15 protein-coding genes are annotated in these 18,720 nt (G+C 60.3%); 12 read left to right on the forward strand and 3 right to left on the reverse strand.

What is annotated here, in order from left to right; translation table 11 throughout:
* Positions 1-44 precede the first annotated feature (44 nt).
* From tssM to vasI, 3 genes are read right to left on the reverse strand one after another with little or no spacing between them, the layout of a single operon-like run.
* Positions 45-3,665: a type VI secretion system membrane subunit TssM gene (gene tssM / locus ACF8Q6_RS08255; RefSeq protein ID WP_392491331.1), complete on the reverse strand. Its 3,621-nt coding sequence runs from the start codon at positions 3,663-3,665 to the stop codon at positions 45-47.
* Positions 3,662-5,125, reverse strand: coding sequence for a type VI secretion system protein TssA (gene tssA / locus ACF8Q6_RS08260; protein WP_392491332.1), 1,464 nt, complete (start codon positions 5,123-5,125; stop codon positions 3,662-3,664). Before tssA ends, tssM begins: the two co-directional genes overlap by 4 nt.
* The gene (vasI, locus tag ACF8Q6_RS08265) at positions 5,113-5,763 is read right to left on the reverse strand and encodes a type VI secretion system-associated protein VasI (protein ID WP_202607568.1); all 651 of its coding nucleotides are present in this window, start codon (positions 5,761-5,763) and stop codon (positions 5,113-5,115) included. Before vasI ends, tssA begins: the two co-directional genes overlap by 13 nt.
* A gap of 326 nt (positions 5,764-6,089) precedes the next feature.
* Between vasI and tssB the strand changes: the two genes are divergently transcribed.
* From tssB to ACF8Q6_RS08325, 12 genes are all read left to right on the forward strand, one after another.
* A complete protein-coding gene (gene tssB / locus ACF8Q6_RS08270; RefSeq protein ID WP_392491333.1) occupies positions 6,090-6,593 on the forward strand; it encodes a type VI secretion system contractile sheath small subunit in 504 nt (167 codons plus the stop codon).
* Positions 6,594-6,610: 17 nt separating this feature from the next.
* The gene (gene tssC / locus ACF8Q6_RS08275; RefSeq protein WP_012052037.1) at positions 6,611-8,101 is read left to right on the forward strand and encodes a type VI secretion system contractile sheath large subunit; all 1,491 of its coding nucleotides are present in this window, start codon (positions 6,611-6,613) and stop codon (positions 8,099-8,101) included.
* The gene (tssE, locus tag ACF8Q6_RS08280; protein WP_014753480.1) at positions 8,098-8,508 is read left to right on the forward strand and encodes a type VI secretion system baseplate subunit TssE; all 411 of its coding nucleotides are present in this window, start codon (positions 8,098-8,100) and stop codon (positions 8,506-8,508) included. The genes tssC and tssE overlap by 4 nt, the downstream gene beginning before the upstream one ends.
* A 3-nt stretch (positions 8,509-8,511) precedes the next feature.
* Positions 8,512-10,278 carry a type VI secretion system baseplate subunit TssF gene (gene tssF, locus ACF8Q6_RS08285; RefSeq protein WP_392489633.1) on the forward strand — a complete coding sequence of 589 codons (1,767 nt, stop codon included), beginning with the start codon at positions 8,512-8,514 and terminating at the stop codon, positions 10,276-10,278.
* On the forward strand, positions 10,242-11,258 hold the full coding sequence (tssG, locus tag ACF8Q6_RS08290; RefSeq protein ID WP_392489634.1) for a type VI secretion system baseplate subunit TssG: 1,017 nt from the start codon (positions 10,242-10,244) through the stop codon (positions 11,256-11,258). Before tssF ends, tssG begins: the two co-directional genes overlap by 37 nt.
* The gene (locus ACF8Q6_RS08295) at positions 11,255-11,824 is read left to right on the forward strand and encodes an FHA domain-containing protein (RefSeq protein ID WP_392489635.1); all 570 of its coding nucleotides are present in this window, start codon (positions 11,255-11,257) and stop codon (positions 11,822-11,824) included. Before tssG ends, ACF8Q6_RS08295 begins: the two co-directional genes overlap by 4 nt.
* Positions 11,821-12,618 (forward strand): type VI secretion system lipoprotein TssJ, encoded by a 798-nt coding sequence (gene tssJ / locus ACF8Q6_RS08300; RefSeq protein WP_392489636.1) that lies wholly within the window; start codon positions 11,821-11,823, stop codon positions 12,616-12,618. Before ACF8Q6_RS08295 ends, tssJ begins: the two co-directional genes overlap by 4 nt.
* Before the next feature lie 55 nt (positions 12,619-12,673).
* Complete coding sequence (gene tssK / locus ACF8Q6_RS08305) at positions 12,674-14,011, forward strand: type VI secretion system baseplate subunit TssK (protein WP_392489637.1); 1,338 nt, start codon at positions 12,674-12,676, stop codon at positions 14,009-14,011.
* Position 14,012: 1 nt separating this feature from the next.
* Complete coding sequence (gene icmH / locus ACF8Q6_RS08310) at positions 14,013-14,882, forward strand: type IVB secretion system protein IcmH/DotU (protein ID WP_392489638.1); 870 nt, start codon at positions 14,013-14,015, stop codon at positions 14,880-14,882.
* Positions 14,883-15,014: 132 nt separating this feature from the next.
* Complete coding sequence (locus ACF8Q6_RS08315; RefSeq protein ID WP_012052029.1) at positions 15,015-15,530, forward strand: Hcp family type VI secretion system effector; 516 nt, start codon at positions 15,015-15,017, stop codon at positions 15,528-15,530.
* A gap of 73 nt (positions 15,531-15,603) precedes the next feature.
* Positions 15,604-17,631 (forward strand): type VI secretion system Vgr family protein, encoded by a 2,028-nt coding sequence (locus ACF8Q6_RS08320; protein ID WP_392489639.1) that lies wholly within the window; start codon positions 15,604-15,606, stop codon positions 17,629-17,631.
* Complete coding sequence (locus ACF8Q6_RS08325; RefSeq protein WP_392489640.1) at positions 17,628-18,551, forward strand: DUF4123 domain-containing protein; 924 nt, start codon at positions 17,628-17,630, stop codon at positions 18,549-18,551. Before ACF8Q6_RS08320 ends, ACF8Q6_RS08325 begins: the two co-directional genes overlap by 4 nt.
* Positions 18,552-18,720: the final 169 nt, after the last annotated feature.

Consider the following 18,720-nt stretch of genomic DNA (forward strand, 5'->3'; position numbering starts at 1 on the left):
CTTCGAAAGCCTGCCCAGTCAATGCATTGCGCCCCTGACGATGTTCATAGTCGCTGCTCATCCGATAGCGCCGCCTGCACCCCATTGGCTGGCTGTTGCAATAAGCCTCGGGGCAAGCGGAAGCCTTTGAACGGTTGCTGGGTAATGGGATTGAAGGCTTTTTCAGCGTTAAGCCGATAGCGCATCACGCCATCTCCGGTCCGGAAGCTCAGGTCCACGCTGGTCGCCGTCCGGCCATTGAGCGCGCCGCGGCTTAGCAAGCGGAACATCGACCACGGGCCACGGTACTCCAGGCTGCTGCTGTTGCCATTTTGCCTTAGCAAGGTGAGATTGCTACGGACCTGCTGCCCCAGGGTATTGGGCCAGACAATACCCGTGATATGGCTTGGGCCATGGGTGTAGGCAATCAACTGGCCATCCAGGTCCAGCAGGCTGGTACGCTGGTTCGCACTGAGCCCCAAGGGCTCGATGCTGAACTGCACACTCAGCTTGCCACGCTGATCGAAGAAGGTTTCGCGGATGCGCTCCGCCAGCTCGAGCTGCTCGATCACGTCGGCACGAATCAGGGATTGCCCGTGCTGAGCGGACTGCAAAGCCTCAAGGTTGTCCTTCAGGAAAACCTTGAGATACCGATCATTAAACTGCTGCAGGCGCCCTTTCGGCCCGAAGAACGCCTCGAAGTCATCCAAAGAAGCATCGGGTGCCTTCACCACAAAGGGGTAGCGGCCTGCCAGGCGTTGCTGGAAAAAACTGTACACGTCAGCATCCCAACGTCGCTCCAGTTCGCGCAGTGCTTCAACATTCAGCACCTGGGCAGTCTGGTCGGCGAGCTTTCTGACCTGGTGGCTGATAGGCTCCGGTAAACCTGTGGCAACACGTTGCAGGGTACCGATCGGGTCCTGCCCTGTCATCGCAAAGCGCTGATGCACGGCTTGCAACGCGGCCTTGCCGCGGTCCGGGCTGTCCTGTACCGCCTTGGCGTAGTCCAGCACGGCCGCAACAGCGCCAAGGGTTTCATCGTAGTAGCTCGGCTTTTCTCCTGTCGCCTGCAGCATGGCGCCCAGGCCTGCAAACGCCCGCTGGATGGCCAACGCTTGCTGTTGCTCGGGTTTTCCGGTTGCTACCCGCAGCGTACTCAGCTCACCCGGTGATTCAACAACTGCTGGAGACGCAAGCGAGGTGTTATCCCTGACCGTATCCAGCAGCCGTTGCAACGGTGCTGCGGGGCCGGTCAACTGCTCCAGGATCGCGACACCATGGTCCAGATCACGGAAGTCAGCCACCGTAAACGCGTTCAGGGCGCGCCGCCAGCTGTCAATGTAATCGGCGCTGTAGAGGTTATACAGCCGCTCGGTCAACGCATCGCGGTCGACGTCCGAATAGTCGAGTTGACTGCGCTCCCCCAATGCCCATTGATCAACCATCGCCATTTCAGCGAAGCGTTGGCTGTGCGGCTCGAAGTAATCCCTGAAGCCTTTGGCGGTGAGCATGCCGGCCAGCCTTACATCCTCCCCCCCTTGCCTCGACCCGGAAGACGGCTGGTACACCACATCGAACGCAGGCCCTACCTGGTGGCGCAGGTCCAGCCCGGCGTGCACCTGCTCGTACGATTGATGTTTCAGCCCTGCGTAGACCCGCTGTGGCAACGGCAATTTGCGCAACGCCTGCTGCACTTCGCTGACCCGCTGGCGGTATTGCGGCAAATCGGTATCGGCATAGGCCAAGGCGTACTTCAGGTGCTGCATGAGGTCACGCTGCAACTGACCCTGGCCAGGAAAGGCCCGTTGCCACTGACGGGCCATCCAGCCCTCGACCCATTCTGGCCGGCGGCTGTTGCGGTCCTCGATCATCCGGTAAACCCTGAGCGCGGCCATTTGTTGCTCACTGCCAGGTGGTGCAGCGTTCATGGCATCGATCACACCACTGGCCAAGGCCGGCAAGAAACGTTTCGACAACAAGCTGAGGTACGCCTCATCAACCAAGGGACCAATGTTGCGCCCTTGATACAAGCCAAAATCGGCAACCACCGGCCAGGCCGCACGATAGTCGCCAAACACCGCCACCGCATCGCGAATCCGGTCCAGTGGCGCCAGCAGGTTGCGCCCGGTCGGATCAAGACGCATATCGACTTCGTGACCACTGTACTCCTGGCTTTTGGCGAGCACACTGGCAGCCTTGGCGCCATTGATCTCGGCGTAACGCTGCCAGCTGGCAATGGCGATACTGAACGCCAGGATGCCTACACCAGAGCCCACCCACAGCAAGTGGCGCTTGCTGCGCGCAACCCGAACATTGTCGCCCGCCAGCCCGGCTTCCTGATAAATAACCCGCCTGAATGCTTGCTGAATGAAATAGACCAACGCCCTCCCCTGTGCCTTACCTTCACGCAGGGGTAGCTTCGTCGTGTAGGGCTGAGCCGCTTCACGGACAAAGGCATTGCGCATGTCGCCTTGCTGTACCACTGACGACCAGTACACACCACGCACCAAGGGTGGCGTGGTGAACCGGTCACTCGCCAGGGTTTCGCGCAAGAATGCCTGCAGTATGGGGCGCAACCCGATCAGCTGTGCATGCAGTGAGAACAGGCGTCCGCATGGTGCTGTCTTGCCCAGTACATCCAGCCGATCGATGACCTGCTCATGCAATTGAGTGAGAAGCCGCCCGTAGTGCTCGTCATACTCATCCAGCCAGGCGTCGAACGCGTCAACCGCATCCAGCTTGAAGGTGAACCCCAACAGGCTTTCACGCTTGGCGGCCGGAAGCTGGCTGTAGAACTGGTCGAAGCCGTCCAGCAGATCGAATTTGGTCAGGACCACGTACAGCGGCAGGCGCGCGCCCAACTGACTGCTCACTTCGTACAGGCGTGTGCGCAACCCATGGGCCAGCGCGACGCGCTGCTCGGGCTTGCCATGCAGCAGCGCCGGCAGGTCGACCACCAGCAACACACCATTGAGCGCCCGCTGGCTTCGCTTACGCTGCAGCCAGCCCAACAGGTGCTCCCATAACCGGGCCTGGATGCCAGGCGGCGAGGAGGCATTGGTGGGGTCATTGGCCGCCGAGCCCACCGGTGGTTTTTGACTGATGAAAACGCCGGGCGGGTCGATGATCACGGCATCGTCGCTGACCCACCAGCCTACCGGATAGGCCAGTGCTTCAGCCTGTCGGCCCCGTGCCTGGGCCTGGTCGATACGCGTCAGGGTAAAGCGCTGATCGGTGCGGTCGATGAAGCTGCTTTTACCGGCCTGTTCGTCGCCCAACACCAGGTACCAAGGCAGCCGGTACAACGCGCGTCGCCCACCGGCATTGTCGAGATACCGCTCAAGCCCCTGGCTCAAGGCCCGCTCTTGCGCCTGCACGAACGGTAGCGCGACATCCTGTTCGGCGGCCAGTGCCTGCCGGCGCTCCGCTTGCAGGCGGCGAAAGCGCGTGCGCAGCACCCCAAGCCAGCACAGAAGCGGCACCAGCACGAGCACCAGGCTTGCCACGCTGCGATGAGCCACACTTGCCAGCGGCTGCTGCTCCCGCCACGTCCATTGCGGGCCAAGCCACCAGATAGCGACCAGCATCAGCAAGGCGCCAAGCCCGAACAGCAGCGGCAGCGCCAGGCCAATGCGCGTTACCCACGGCCAGCCCCAACGTTTGAGTTGCATCCATATTTGATTCATCGAGGCTCCTGATCCTTGTCTTGAACTGCCAGCACTGGGGATGCCGCGTACTGCTGAAGCCGCTGAAACACCTCGGGCTCCCACGCACTGGCGGTGGTTTGCTGCATGGTTCGGGCAACGTTGGCGCACAGGTCCTGGGCCAGCCAGGACACACCCCGCGCGGCCAGCAGATCAGCTGCAATCACGGTGGTGTGGCAGCGCTCACGGGGAGCACGAAAGCCCGCTTGCAGGCCTTGCAGCCGAAGGAGCAGCGGTTCTACGCCACCGGTTTCCAGCTGGCTGACCAACTCCTCGCGCAGGTCGCTGAACTCCTGGGGGGTTGCACCTTGGCCAGACGGCCCTTGCGTACCCTTGAGCCAGGCCAGGCACTGGTCGTCGACAAATACCAGCCCGTCGCTGAAGCACAACTGCTGCAGCGACGGCATGCGCTGTACAAACCGGGCGGTGGCACAGCGGATGGCTTCGGCCACCTCGCACATCGCCAGCTGTGTGGCGACGGTCGCAGCCAGAAAGCTGCCACGAATCCAGAAGGGGCAAGCCGTCAGGCTCTTTTCAATACGCTGCAGCAAGGCGGGGTCAACCGCCTTACTGGCAATGGCCTCGTCATAGACCCGCGTGATATCCAGCGGCACCGCCATCAATTCCGTACGGTTGCCCTGCCTGACTTGGGGAGCAACCTGAATGTGCGCCCACAAACCGAAACGCCGTAACTGATAGCCGGTAGCGTCGTAAGGGTCCTGCTGGTTGATGAGCTCGGCCATGGACAGCACGGCCCGCCGTGTCTCACGCTCATTGCCCATCGACATGCGTGACACGGGTGTGGCGATGACATCGGCCAACGGCGCAGGCTTCTCGGTTGCAGCCGGCGCTTTGGGCACAGCAGCCTCGCCAACACCGTTGGCAAGTTCCGAGTACTTGCCTAGCAGGCGCTCAAGTTCGCCCAGTGCTGCCGTGTCCAGCTGCACTGTTTCCTGTTGTTGCAGGCGTTTCAAGGCAGCCTGCGCTGCCGCTGCGTGGGTCGGGGTGTAGGTAAAACGATCAAGACGAGGGAGCGCCTCGGCCAAGCGATCGATCACCAGGGCAACCAGCTTGCGCTTGCCCAGGAAGCCTTTCGGTCCAGGCTTGGGATGAGCGGCTTCCCAATAGCACTCGAGCATGCCGGCCAGCAACGCCAAGGTGCATCCCCACTGCTCCCAGCAGCCGCTACGCAACCATGCGGCACTCAGGTGCGCAACGATTCGCAAGTGCTTGCATTGCTGGCTCAGGTACTGACGGGACGCGTCTTCGATGTAGACCCAGTCGATCGAGGCTTCCTGCAGCCCACCCAGCTTGACCATCTCCTGATCAATGGCCTGATAGGTTTCGTCCTCGACATCGAACAGGCCAGCCGGAGCTGCCGGATCAATCGGCGCGAGCAACCGAGTGACCTCTTCCCCGGATACCTGCGCTACCACCGACATGTGCTTCGCGCCCGGCTAATCAAGGGGTCCAGGCCTTGCGCATCGAAGGTCAGCCCGTCGACCTCGCCGTGATCACTCACAACCTCGATACGCTGGGCACCGATCAGCTTCCTGATCTGCTCGATGGCGGGCAGGCCCCGCCCGGCATCGAGCACTTGGCCGTTCTCCATCACTTGCCAGGGCGTCTCACGGGTAGACCAGCCCTCCCCGCTCAGGCGTACCTTGACCCAGCTTGCTTCGATCGGACGCCTGGCAATCAGCTGCAGCCGGGAGATGGCCTGTATGCAACTGATTGCCATGTAGGCACGTTCATCACCCGATGCGATGGCGGGCGCCGAAATCACAAGCGCTGGTGCGCCTGCCCCGTCCTGAGGCTGGCTCCCGATGCGAAACGTCAGGTCATCCGGTGCCCGTTCAGCTTCATTTGCCATCACACGTGACACCGTGGGGGCCTGCTGCTCCGGTGCAGACCACTGCCGTTTTGGCGTGTACGCCGGGGTGCCAGCAGCCTGATCGAAACAGGCCAGTCGCTCGACGTTGGACACGATCCGGGGACAGTCCCGCGTGGAGCCTGCCAGCACCGGCTGCAGACAAAACAGCAACGAGAGACCAGCGCCATATGCACAGCGGTTAATCATCCTGAATTTACTCTCCGAAAAGTACTAACGGCCTATATAGAGCAAAGAACTTTCCTACAAATAGATAGCAATGCCCATGCACCCGTACGACCAATTAAAACAACTCCAGCAGAAGCCTATTACACAGCACCGAATGCACACAAACAAATATTTCCTTACATCTTAATGCTCGACCAAAGATCACTTTTGCATGCATGGTTTTTATAGAAATCGGAAAAATTATCCAACCCACTGAACATATGTAGGAATCTTCCTACAAGACCGAGATAACAATAAACACAACTAGCACCTGAACATCCTACAGCCCAACAGGGAGTTGCGTACCGATGTCTAAAAATACGGGAGCCGTTGCGCCGAAAGAACGCGTCAATATCAAGTATGTCCCCGCTACCAGCGATGAGCAGGCTGAGGTGGAGCTGCCGCACAAGATGCTGGTGCTGGGCGACTTCGGCCTGGATGACAACCGTGCGCTTGAGGACCGTCAGGTCATGCGCATCGATAAACATACATTCAACAGCGTTTTGAACGACGCCAACGTGAGCCTGGCCGTAACGGTACCGTCCAGGCTCGGCACCGCCCCGGATACCGAACTGGCCGTCCACCTGCAGTTCAGGTCCATCAACGATTTCGGACCGGACCGGATCGCGCGCCAGGTGCCCGAGCTGAACAAGCTGCTGGCGCTGCGCGAAGCACTGGTCGCCCTGAAAGGCCCGCTGGGTAACGTCCCGGCCTTCCGCAAGCAATTGCAGCACCTGCTTAACAACGAGCAGGCGCGTAAGCAGCTCGCCCAAGAACTGGACCTGGTGCTTGAGGCGCCAGAACAAGACTGAGACAACGGAGCGTCCACATGCCCAAGCCAAGCAGCACCGCCATCACCACCGACGCAACGGCCGACACATTGAGCAATGCCACCCTGCTCGACCAGATCATGGCAGAAACCAAACTGGTACCTGCCCAGGAGGGCTACCAGATTGCCAGGCAGGGCGTATCTGCCTTCATCACCGAAATACTCAAAAGCAATGACCCAGATCAACTGATCAACAAGCACCGAGCCGACCAGATGATTGCCGAGATCGACCGAATGCTCGGCAATCAGATGGATGCCATTCTGCATCAGCCTGAGTTCCAGCAGCTTGAATCATCATGGCGCAGCCTTAAACTTCTGGTCGACCGCACGGACTTCAGGGAGAACATCAAGCTTGAAGTCTTGCATGTCACGAAAGAGGACCTGCTCGACGACTTCGAAAATGCTGCTGACATTACCTGCAGCGGTATCTACAAGCATGTTTACACCGCGGGTTATGGCCAATTCGGGGGAGAGCCGGTTGCGGCCATGGTAGGCAACTACAACTTCGGCCCCTCTTCCCCTGACATCAAGTTGCTAAGTTACATGGCCTCCGTTGGCGCCATGTCCCATGCCCCTTTTCTTGCCGCACCTGCCCCCGAATTCTTCAATTTGAACAGCTTCGAGGAGCTGCCTAACCTCAAGGAAATAAAAGACCTCTTCGCCGGCCCTCGGCATGCCAAGTGGCGCGCTTTTCGTGAAAGCGAAGACGCCCGCCACGTCGCCCTAACCGGGCCGCGCTTCATGCTTCGCTCCGCTTACCACCCGCAGGAACAACCGATCGAGAGCTTCAACTACAACGAAGACATCGCCGGGCAGCACGACAACTACCTGTGGGGCAATTCTGCTTTTCTGTTAGCCAGTTGCATCAACGACAGCTTCGCCCGCTACCGCTGGTGCCCGAACATCATCGGCCCCCAATCCGGCGGTGCTGTCGAAGACTTGCCGGTCCATCTGTACGAATCCCTGGGCCAGTTACAGGCCAAGATTCCTACCGAGGTGCTGATATCCGACCGCAAGGAATTCGAACTGGCCGAAGAGGGCTTCATCGCCCTGACCATGCGCAAAGACAGCGACAACGCCGCGTTCTTCTCCGCCAACTCGGTACAAAAGCCCAAGCACTTCCCGAAAACCCCTGAGGGGCTTCAGGCACAGACCAACTACAAGCTGGGTACCCAGTTGCCCTACCTGTTCATCGTCAACCGGCTCGCCCACTACATCAAGGTGCTGCAGCGCGAGCAGATCGGCAGTTGGAAAGAGCGCCGTGACCTTGAGTCCGAGCTGAACAAATGGATCAAGCAGTACGTCGCCGACCAGGAGAACCCGTCTGCCGACGTTCGCAGCCGCCGGCCGCTGCGTGCCGCCCGTATTGAGGTCTCGGATGTTGCGGGTGACCCGGGCTGGTACCAGGTTTCGCTCGCCGTACGTCCGCACTTCAAGTACATGGGCGCGAACTTCGAGATTTCCCTGGTCGGGCGGCTCGATACGCAATGAGTGGTCTTTTTGATCGCCTGATGGTGGACCAGTGCATCTGCCGAGAGGCCTCCCGACGCGAGAGCGCTTCCCACAAGTTCGCCGCCATCAAGCGCCACCTCGAAACGCTACTGAATGCCCGCCAGGGGTGCTCCCAGAGCAGCCCTGAGCTGGGCCTGCGCGACTTCAACGGGCATGACGTGAGCAACGGCGACTTGCTTGTGCAGGTGAGCGCGGATATCCGCCGCACACTCCAGCGCTTCGAGCCGCGCATACAGGTACGCACGCTCAACGCAGTGCCCGATACCCTTGCCCCGCTGGAGCTGCATTTCAGGCTGGATTGCCTGGTACAGGTCAACAACCACGCAGAGCAGCTGCAACTCGAGCTGCTGGTCGATGGGCACAACCGCTACACGCGCGTGAGGTGACCGATGTCACTGAGAGACCGTTTCAGCGAAGAACTGCGTTACCTGCACGAACTGGGGAACGACTTTGCCAAGGACAACCCACAACTCGCGCGGTTGCTTGGCAAAGGTGCCAGCGACCCCGATGTCGAACGCCTGATGGAAGCCTTCGCGTTCCTGACCGCCAAGCTACGGCTGAAGCTGGAAGACGACTTGCCAGAGCTGACCCATCCCATGCTGCAGTTGCTGTGGCCGAACTACCTGCGGCCGCTGCCCAGCGCGACGATCATCAAGTTCAGCCCGGTGAGGCAATCCCTCAGCCAGTCACAGCGCATCCCAAAGGGGTCGCGGCTGTTCTCGAAACCGGTAGACGGCGTGGCCTGCGAGTTCCGCACCTGTACAGCGGTCAACATTCATCCGTTCGAGATCGAAACAGTGGCAGCCACCCAGACATCCGACAGTTCTGTGATCTGCATCGGCCTTCAATCACTGGCCGAGCGGCCGTTGAACAGCCTGGGCTGTACCAGCCTCGACTTTTACCTCAGCGGCGATGCCCGAACCGCTCGCACGCTTTACCTGTGGGTTTCCCAATACCTCAAGCATGTCAGCGTGAGCATCAATGACGTGGTTCGTCGGCTGCCGGCAAACAGCATCGCATTCCCAGGGTTCAGCCCCAACGACGCCTTGCTGCCTTATCCACAGAACGTCTTTGATGGCTACCGGATCCTGCAGGAATACTTCGCATTCCCCCAACGCTTCCACTTTTTCAACGTTACTGGGCTTGAAAAGATCTGGCCAGCTCATGACAGCCAGCAGGTAAACCTCGAATTTCACTTCACGCGCCAGCTACCCGACTCGCTGCGTGTCGGCAAAGCAGATTTCAACCTGTTCTGCGCACCTGCGGTCAACCTGTTCCAGCACAGCGCCGAGCCCATCGACCTGTCCGGCAAGGACGCCATGGTTCCACTGAAGCCCAAGGGCACAGCGCCGTACGGCTACGAAATCTTCAGTGTCGATCAGGTGATCAGCACCCGAACGACGACTGATGGGAACACCGGTGAGCACCTTCGGACCTTCCGTCCCTTCGAGTCATTCGCCCATGAAATCGAGCACGTCCAGGGGCGCACGGCGCTGTATTACCGCTGCCAGCTGGAAGAGTGCCTGCACGGCAATGGCGTCATGCATCGAATCGCCTTCGTCCGCGCCGACGCCAACAGCTACATAGGCGAGCTGGAAACCGCGTCCATCGACCTCACTTGCACTAATCGGGATCTCCCGCTGGCGCTGGGCATCGATGACATCAACGTTCTGACCGAACTTACGCCGCCTCTGGCCACCTACACCAATCTCTGTACACCCACCCGCCCCTGTCGCCCGGTGCTGGACGGCCAGTTGCAGTGGGCATTGATCTCCAACATGTCGCTCAACTACCTGTCCTTGCTCTCGGTAGAGCCGCTGAAAGCGGTGATCCGCGCCTACGACTTCATGGCCCTGCACGACATCCAGCAGGCCCGCACCGCCCGTAAACGCCTGGAGGGTATGCGCGACATTCATACGCAGCCCATGGATTGGCTGATCAAGGGGCAACCCATTCGCGGCCTGCACACCCGGCTGAAACTGGACCAGACCGCCTTCCTCTGCGAAGGCGACTTGTACCTCTTCAGCTGTGTGCTCGCTCATTTCTTCGCCCTGTACGCCAGCATCAATTCCTTCCACCAGTTGGAAGTGATCAACACCACCAATAACGAGCACTACACATGGCCAATACAGACCGGCAAGCAACCGCTGATCTAGCCGACAAGCTGCTTTGCGAAGCGCACCAGTACAACTTCTTTCAGTTGCTGGAGCGGTTGCACGGGCTGCATGGCGATGACCTGGAACCCCGTTGGCCGGACAAGGCCACCCGGCGGCGCGTGCGCCTGGCCTGCGACCCACGACTGACCTTCCCTGTTTCGGACGTGTACAAAGCCCAGCGGGTGCCCGCCGAGGAAGCGCGCTACCGCATCATTGCCACGTTCCTGGGGTTGCACGGCACCGATTCGCCATTGCCCACCTATTACCTGGAACAGGTGGCGTATGAACATGCGCATGGCATCGGTGTACGCCCGGCCTTCTTCGACTTCTTCAACCACTACCTGCTCAGCCTGTTGCACCGTATCTGGCGCAAGTACCGCTATTACATCCGCTTCCAGCCAGGTGCCAGTGACGGGTTCTCGCAGTACGTGTTTGCCCTGCTTGGGCTTAACGACAAGCAGTTGCGAGGGGACACGGCGCTGCCCTGGAGCCGCCTGCTCAGTTTTGCCGGCGTCATCGCCAGCCGCAGCCGTGCGCCGGGCACTGTGGCCGGCATCATTGCGCACTGCTTCGACCTCAATCAGGTGCACATCCGCGAGTTCGAGACGCGATCAGTCGTCACGCCGTCCAGGCAGCTTGCAAGGCTGGGGCGGACCAATGGCCAGCTGGGCAGCACGTTCATGATTGGCAGCCGCACGCGCACTCGCAGCAGCAAGTTCACCATCGTGATCAGCGAACTCGACCAGACACAGCTGCGGGACTTGCTGCCCAGCGGCATCAACTTCGGCCGTTTGCGTGCACTGATCGACTTTCTGCTGCGTGACGGGCTGGCCTACGACCTGGAACTGCGCCTTAAGCAGAGCGCGTTGTCCCCCTTCTGCTTGCACCGCAGCCAGGGCGCATACCTGGGCTGGACCAGCTTCGTCGATGACCGGCATGGCCAGATCAGCCCGGTTGTACGCATCCGGGGGCGCTCATGAACACAGTCACCTTGAGCATCACCAACCTCGACCAACTGCAGCACGGCGTTACTGCTCGGCACCTGTTCGATTGCAAGGGCGGCACCATCGGCAGCGGGCGAGCAAACTGGCAGATCAATGACCGCGATCAGACCGTTGCGTCCATCCACTGCGAAATCCGCTGGATCGAAGGCAACTTCTGTGTGATCGACCACTGCCACCGTACCTACCTCAATGGCAGTGCCAACAGCCTGGGGCCGCTTCCACCCAGACGCCTGGTTGAGGGTGACCAGCTTCTCATTGGTACCTATCGGCTACAGGTTCAGTACACCCAGGATCAGGCCTGCACGCGCTCGCTGGAGGACCTGTTCAACCCGGACCCGAGGGTGCTCGACCGCCTGATAGCGGAAGCGCCTGCACCCGCTTGGCCGGCACAGCCTTCTGCCCCCCAACCAGCCGTCGAGATCTGCTCGGTCTTCAAAGCAGCCATGGGGAATGACCCTCTGGCAGCGCTGGACGCAGCAGACGGTGAAGGGGCGCTCCGAGAAAGCCCGCTGCAGCGCCTGATTGCCGGAGCATACCCATGAAACCTCATCCACTTCTGCTCGCCACCCTGTTGCTTGCGCTGGTCGTGCCCACCGGCTGCACCTCTTTGAGCAGAATGAGCCAGGTGGCCATGGACCACTCGTTGCCCATCGGGCCGCCTAAGGATCACCCGACCGAGGTCGCATTCAGCATCAATGCCAGCCCTACCCTCAACGGCAATCCGAACAGCCTTGACGTCGCAGCCGAACAGGATAGCGCCCTGGAGCCCAGCCCCTACGCTGTAACCCTGAGTGCTGGCGACCCCTATGCGTTGACCGAAAAAATCGGGGTTCTGTTCGAATACCTGCAAGCGCAATTCCCGGCCATGTCCCCCGTCGAGCTGGACGAAGGAGACGAAAGCGACCCGGCGCGCTCACCCCTGGAAGAAAGCGGCCCCGGCAGCTACGACGACCCTCAGGTGGCGTTGACCTTGCCGCGCACCACAAGCGTTGCCTCAGCGCTGGTCGCTACGCCCATTAACATCACGATCCTGCAACTGCGCGATGACTCACTGCTGCGCAACACCGTGTACCAGCTACTGGAGCAGGACCCGGCCAAGGCGCTGCGTAGTACCTACATCCGCAGTGACGATTACCTGCTGCGCCCTGGCCAGTTCAAGTACATCCCGTTCGAGCCTATCCACGCCGAAACCCGCTTCGTCGCGGTGATTGCCGATTACCGAGGGCATGAAAACGCCAGTTGGCGGCAAGTTCTGCGCGTTCCGCCGCGTGGCCGCCAGATCATGCTGTCGGTGCTGGTCAACGACACGCACATCGTGCTCAAGGAAGAAGACTGATGGCGCCTCGACACCCTTTGCCCTTCCTGCTTACTCACACTGACACGGAGCGCCCATGAGTTCACGCAATCCCGTTCTCTGGCCCGAAGGCCTGTTCGTCAAACCACAGCATTTCCAGCAGGCGACCAGGGCCAGCGAAGCAGCCCTGCACCAGCGCCTCGCCAGCCTCAATGCAGCCTTCTACGGCTTCAGCGAACTTCAGTTGAACGACGAATACCTGAGCCTGGGCAAAGTCGCCATCACCCGGGCGCGAGGTGTGATGCCGGACGGCACGGTATTCGACATTCCCGCCGACCTGCCGCCACCGCCGCCGCTGGAAATCGGCGACGACGCGTGCAAAGACAGTGAGGTGTATCTGTGCCTGCCGCTGCGTACCGATGGCGGCCGCGAAGTGAGCTGGCCCGACAATGCAGCCAATTTCCGCTATAACGCCCAGGCACAGGAAATCAAGGATACCCATACCGCTGACGGTGACCTGGTGCAGGTAGACCTTGCGGTGCCCAACCTGCAGCTCAAACGCAAGACCGAAGACAGCAGCGCCTACACCCGCCTGGCCCTGGCACGTATTCTGGAACGGCGCCCCGACGGCAGCCTGCAACTGGACGAAGCGTTCTACCCCACCAGCGTTTCGGTGCGGGCGGTGCCAGCGCTGCAGCGGTTTCTTGAAGAAATCACCCATACCTTGCGCGAGCGGGCGCGCGGCCTTGCCACGCGGCTTGGTGCCTCGGGCCAGTCCGGGATCGCCGACATTCGCGACTTCAACCTGCTGCAGGCCATGAACCGTTGGTGGCCATGCTTCCAGCATCTGGCCAGGCAAGCGCAAACGCACCCCGAGCAGCTGTACCTGTGCATGAGCCAGGCCTGCGGCGAATTCGTCACCTTCACCGACCAGAACCGGCTGCCGCAGGAATACCCCGCCTATCACCACACCGCGCTGCGCACCTCTTTCAAACCACTGGAAGACACCTTGCGTCGGTCTCTGAGCACCGTCTTGCGGCCACGCGCTGTTTCACTACCGCTGGAGAGCGAACAATTCGGCGTGATGACGACCACGCTGGAAGACCGCCGGCTGATCGACGAAGCCGACTTCATCCTCGCCGTGCGCGCCAGCATGCCACCACAGGCGTTGCGCCAGATGTTCATCCAGAAAGCCAAGATCACCTCACTTGAGTCACTGAATGACCTGGTGCCGCTGCAATTGCCGGGCATCCCTTTGTTGCCATTACCGGTAGCGCCCCGCGACCTGCCCTTCCATGCGGGTTTCAGCTACTTCGAGCTGGACAGACGTGATCCGGCCTGGGCGTGCATGAGCAAGGCGAATGGCTTCGGCATCCACATTGCGGGCGACTTCCCAGGGCTTGAACTGCAGTTCTGGGCGATCAGGAGTGAGTGACATGGGAAAAGACAACAACACGCCCGCCGGTGAAAACAACGCTGCAGTCAACGCGCTTGATTCAACCCTTGCAAAGCCAGTACCCGCCCCCCGGGCTGCGGCAACCAATGCGCAAGTATCCACGGACAAACCTGAGCCTGAGCCCTTTTCCGAAGGCTACCCCGCTGACCCGGAATTTCAGCTGCGGGGCGGCTTCGCCAACCTGATGCTGGATGCCGCATCACCGTTGTTCGGCTTGGTTATACGCCTGCGTACGCTGGACGAGCTGCCAAATATCCAGGACGTGCACCAGCAAGTACGCAGCCAGATCGAGAACATTCAGGAAGAAATGCGCCAGCACGGATACGAGCCGGCTCAGTTGCTGGCGTATTCCTACGGTCTGTGCCTGTTCATAGACGAGGCCGTTATGGAGCGGCCCTGGGGCAAGAGCAGCTGCTGGAGCCACGAGCCGCTGCTCAGCATCTTCCACGACGAGACCTGGGGTGGGGAAAAAATCTTCACGTTGGTTACCCGCCTGATGCAGGAGCCCAAGCGTTACCAGGACGTACTGGAGTTCATGTACTACGCCCTGTGCCTTGGGCTGAAGGGCAAATACGCGCTCGCGCCGAAAGGCGAGGAAACACTCAACGCATTGATTCACCAACTGCACGGGATCATCCGCGAACTGCGCGGCCCCACCCCCGAAGAAGTCTGCGACCCCTACACCAATGTGGCCCCACGCAACTTCCGCATGAACCGGCAATGGCCCTGGTGGAGCCCCTTGGTGATTTCCGCCATCGCCATGGCGGTGGCTTACAGCATCTACAGCTATCGCCTGCACCTGATTACCACCGAAGTGCTGGAGTCGCTGAACGGCATTTTGCAGCAATAGCCAACCGTGACACAGCACCACTGAATTCAACGAATTAGCGAGGTTTTTGCCTCGCTGACAAGCCCATCGTTTCCGATGGCCACGCCACCGTGGTGCGCGTGCTTTACCCACATGGACGCAGGAGTAACTGCCATGCCAACACCCGCTTACATCAAGATCGTAGGCCAGACCCAAGGCAACATCACCGCTGGCGCCTTCACCGCTGACTCCGTCGGCAACGTGTTCCAACAAGGCCATGAAGATCAAATTCTGGTTCAGGAAATCAAGCATGAGGTGACTACGCCCACTGACCCCCAGAGCGGTCAACCAAGTGGCCAGCGCGTGCATAAGCCTTTCATATTCACCAGTTCACTGAACAAAGCTACCCCCCTGATGTATCAGGCACTTGCCACCGGCGAAATGCTGCCAACGGTCGAAGTCAGCTGGTATCGCACCTCGGAGGAAGGCAAGCAAGAGCACTTTTTCACGACCACGCTAGAAGACGCCACCATCGTCAGCATCAATACCGTGCTTCCCCATGCACTCGACAAAGACAATGAAAACTACACACAACTGATTGAAGTATCCCTGGCGTATCGAAAGATCACGTGGGCTCACGATGTAGCCAATACCGAAGGTTCTGACGACTGGCGCAATCCGATCGCCTGATCTAACTGAAACGCCCCAGGCAGGCTCGCGCTGCCTGGGCTTTTCGAATACTCAGAAGGCGGAAAGGATATTTATGCCTAGCCAATCTGATTTACGCTACAGCTTTGAACCACTCGTGGGCAACACTGAGTTCGAAGTGGTGTCGTTCAAGCTCAAGGAGGCGCTCAGCCAACCGTTCACGTTGACCCTGGACCTCGTCAGCTTCGAACACGATGTCGACTTCGGCCACCTGCTCGACAAACCCGTGCTGTTCACCATCTGGGACGGTGGCCGCCCCGTTCCGCAAATTCTCGAGCTGATGCTCAAGCGCCAGGGCATCGACCAGTACGAACTACGCGCCAGCCTGGACCACCAGGTGCGCGAATTCTGCGTTCAGGCCGGCGAAACCGACCTCGACTTCATCGCCCGCCTGGCGGCCGAAGAAGGCTTTGTCTACCGCTTCGAGCACAACGAAAAGCGCCATAAGCTGATCATCACCGACAGACTGCAGTCACTCGGTCTGATAAGTCACGGTGCCATCAAGCACGAGGACGACGCCGAAGGCTTCTACCGTGAGCGTGAACCGTCAGCCCCGGACAACGTGCTGTACCATTCCAACCACGGCGGCGACCAGCCTCAACCTTGTCTACGGCGCTTGCGCTACAGCGAACAAGTGCGAACTGCACGGCAAGTTCAACGCGACTACACCTTCACCCACCCGGCCTATCGTCAGGAACACAGGGCCTCGGGCCCCTATCTTGAGCACCAGTCCACGGATTATGAGTGCTTCGACTACCCCGGCCGTTACAAACGCGATGCCGTTGGCAAGCCGTTCACCGAAAACCGCATCACCGGCTTGCGCCATGACGTGCGTATTGCCCAAGTCCAAGGCGACGATGTGCGCCTGCAACCAGGCCTGAGCTTCACCCTGACCGGCCACCCGCGCGAAGACCTGAATGTGCATTGGCGGGTCAGCACGGTTCGCCACGAAGGCAGCCAGTTCACCAGCCTGCAGGAAGAAGCTGCCGGGGCCGACCAGGGCACACGTTACGAGCAAAAGGCGGTACTGGTGCCAGGCAGAACCGAGTGGCGCCCAGCTCCGTTGCCCAAACCACGCGTTGACGGCCCGCACATGGCCACCGTGGTGGGGCCGCCCGGTGAAGAGATCTACTGCGACGAATGGGGCCGGGTCAAGGTCAGCTTCCCCTGGGACAGAGAAAGCCAGGACAACGCGTTCAGTTCCTGCTGGGTACGCGTCTCCCAAGGCTGGGCCGGCGGCAGCTGGGGCTCGATGGCCATCCCACGGATTGGCCAGGACGTGATCATCCACTACGTCAACGGCGACCCCGATCAGCCGATGATCACCGGCCGTACTTACTGCGGCAACCAGCTGCCACCCTACGACCTTCCCCGCCACAAGACCCGCATGACCATCAAGAGCCAGACCCACAAGGGCGATGGCTTCAACGAGCTGCGCTTCGAGGACGAACTGGGCCAGGAGGAAGTGTTCATTCATGCCCAGAGGGACCAGAACAATGTGGTCAAGCACGATGAGACTACGCAGGTCGGCAATGACCGCAAAGAGCAAGTCGATCACGACGAATCGATCCTGATCGGCCACGACCGTACGGAAACGGTTGGCAATGACGAGCGCGTCACCATTGGGCAGGACGCCGCGCTCGACATCGGTAGAAACCACACGATCAGGATCGCCAAGGACCGTGTCGAAAACGTCGGCAATCACCGTCACGACCAGATCGCCGCCAATCACCACACCCGTATCGGTGGCAACTTCGAACAACAGGTCGAAGGGCATGCCGAGCTGGAAGCCCGTGGGGATATCCGCAGACGTACTCGCCGTTATGAACTTCGAGCATCGGAAGCCGTGGTCATCCAAGGCCCTGGTGGCTCCATTCGAATCGACGAAACAGGCATCACCCTGGACAGCCCGACGATTCGCATCACCGGCCAGATGCTCAAGTCGGCAAATGGGACGACAAGCCCCTTTTCCATCAGCAGTGCCCCGAACACCGGCAAGCCTCTGGAGCGCTTGTGTGGGCGCCGCCCTGATGGTTCCTGCCCCCTGCCCGATTGCCACTGTATCCGAGGGCCAGTCCAATGACTACACCGTCATCAGCTGCTCCGCGCAGCGAAGACTTCGCTCATAACTGCCGCTTTCTGCTGCTCATGACCAGGGCAATCGAGTACTGGGCCTATCGGCCCATCCCGCAGGAGGGTGAACTGGTTCCTGCTTATGCCCCATCGGTACTCGACCTTATAAACGCCGTCAGCCGGAATACTCAAAAGGCATGGTTATGGAAGAACAGCGCCCTGGATGACCGTCATGAGTTTGGGCCTTTGCTGGTGGACGTTGCAGACGCTCACGAGCTGCTTGCCCATGCAATCACGACCTGGATGCCTATCGGTGGAGCCATCGCGCTGGATGCCGAGGTTGGCCTGGCAGGGCTGGCAGACCACTTCACCAGCCTGGTGCAGGTCGTGCTCCCTGACCACAGCGTTGCCACTCACCATGTCACGCCGGACCATCTTGCAGCCTGGCTGAATGCGCTGGACGACAACCATCGCAAGGCCTGGCTTGGCCCGGTGTCTCGGTTGGCATGGCGAGTCAACTGGGGGCCGGCTCATGAGTGGAAGACACACGAAAACATGCCGATTGCTGCCCGCTCAAGATCAGAACTGCCTTTGACCCTCCAGCCGCTTGAACTTGATCGGCTGCAAGCAGGCATTCACGAGCACTTTGTCCTCTCATTGGCGCATGAGGTCTTGGCCATGCCGCCCCATGCCAACCATACCTTGGCGGACATACGCCTATGGATAGAAACACTCCTGCCTCAACTGACAGCCCTCAATTTCCGGAGCGAGGAAGTTGCGGGCCAATTCATTCGGCTGATAGCCGGGCACATGTGGCTGATGAGCAATGACAAGGCGGGAAAAATCTACACCAACCTCGAAGAGTCGCCCCAGGCCCGCCTTCGCGAGCTCCAGGCACTGGTCGAAAGCAAGGAGCCTGCCCATGACTAACGCCTCCGTCAGCAGCGCCACCTCCGGCCCTGCCTGCAGCGCACGCGTGCCCATCCTGCCAGTGCGCTACGCCATCGTACCCCGCACCGGCGACGCCCCCGCCTGCCGCTATGCCGATGCAGGCTTCAACCTGGAACAAGGCTTCCCCACGCTGCAGCACTCGGCCTAC

This window comes from Pseudomonas sp. GLN_2, from assembly GCF_043106005.1.
In the GTDB taxonomy this organism is placed as follows: domain Bacteria; phylum Pseudomonadota; class Gammaproteobacteria; order Pseudomonadales; family Pseudomonadaceae; genus Aquipseudomonas; species Aquipseudomonas alloputida.

Excerpts from the sequence above, each read along its gene's own strand:
- tssM (WP_392491331.1), bottom strand. The coding sequence starts at position 3,665 with ATGAATCAAATATGGATGCAACTCAAACGTTGGGGCTGGCCGTGGGTA.
- tssA (WP_392491332.1), bottom strand. The coding sequence starts at position 5,125 with ATGTCGGTGGTAGCGCAGGTATCCGGGGAAGAGGTCACTCGGTTGCTC.
- vasI (WP_202607568.1), bottom strand. The coding sequence starts at position 5,763 with ATGATTAACCGCTGTGCATATGGCGCTGGTCTCTCGTTGCTGTTTTGT.
- tssB (WP_392491333.1), top strand. The coding sequence starts at position 6,090 with ATGTCTAAAAATACGGGAGCCGTTGCGCCGAAAGAACGCGTCAATATC.
- tssC (WP_012052037.1), top strand. The coding sequence starts at position 6,611 with ATGCCCAAGCCAAGCAGCACCGCCATCACCACCGACGCAACGGCCGAC.
- tssE (WP_014753480.1), top strand. The coding sequence starts at position 8,098 with ATGAGTGGTCTTTTTGATCGCCTGATGGTGGACCAGTGCATCTGCCGA.
- tssF (WP_392489633.1), top strand. The coding sequence starts at position 8,512 with ATGTCACTGAGAGACCGTTTCAGCGAAGAACTGCGTTACCTGCACGAA.
- tssG (WP_392489634.1), top strand. The coding sequence starts at position 10,242 with ATGGCCAATACAGACCGGCAAGCAACCGCTGATCTAGCCGACAAGCTG.
- ACF8Q6_RS08295 (WP_392489635.1), top strand. The coding sequence starts at position 11,255 with ATGAACACAGTCACCTTGAGCATCACCAACCTCGACCAACTGCAGCAC.
- tssJ (WP_392489636.1), top strand. The coding sequence starts at position 11,821 with ATGAAACCTCATCCACTTCTGCTCGCCACCCTGTTGCTTGCGCTGGTC.
- tssK (WP_392489637.1), top strand. The coding sequence starts at position 12,674 with ATGAGTTCACGCAATCCCGTTCTCTGGCCCGAAGGCCTGTTCGTCAAA.
- icmH (WP_392489638.1), top strand. The coding sequence starts at position 14,013 with ATGGGAAAAGACAACAACACGCCCGCCGGTGAAAACAACGCTGCAGTC.
- ACF8Q6_RS08315 (WP_012052029.1), top strand. The coding sequence starts at position 15,015 with ATGCCAACACCCGCTTACATCAAGATCGTAGGCCAGACCCAAGGCAAC.
- ACF8Q6_RS08320 (WP_392489639.1), top strand. The coding sequence starts at position 15,604 with ATGCCTAGCCAATCTGATTTACGCTACAGCTTTGAACCACTCGTGGGC.
- ACF8Q6_RS08325 (WP_392489640.1), top strand. The coding sequence starts at position 17,628 with ATGACTACACCGTCATCAGCTGCTCCGCGCAGCGAAGACTTCGCTCAT.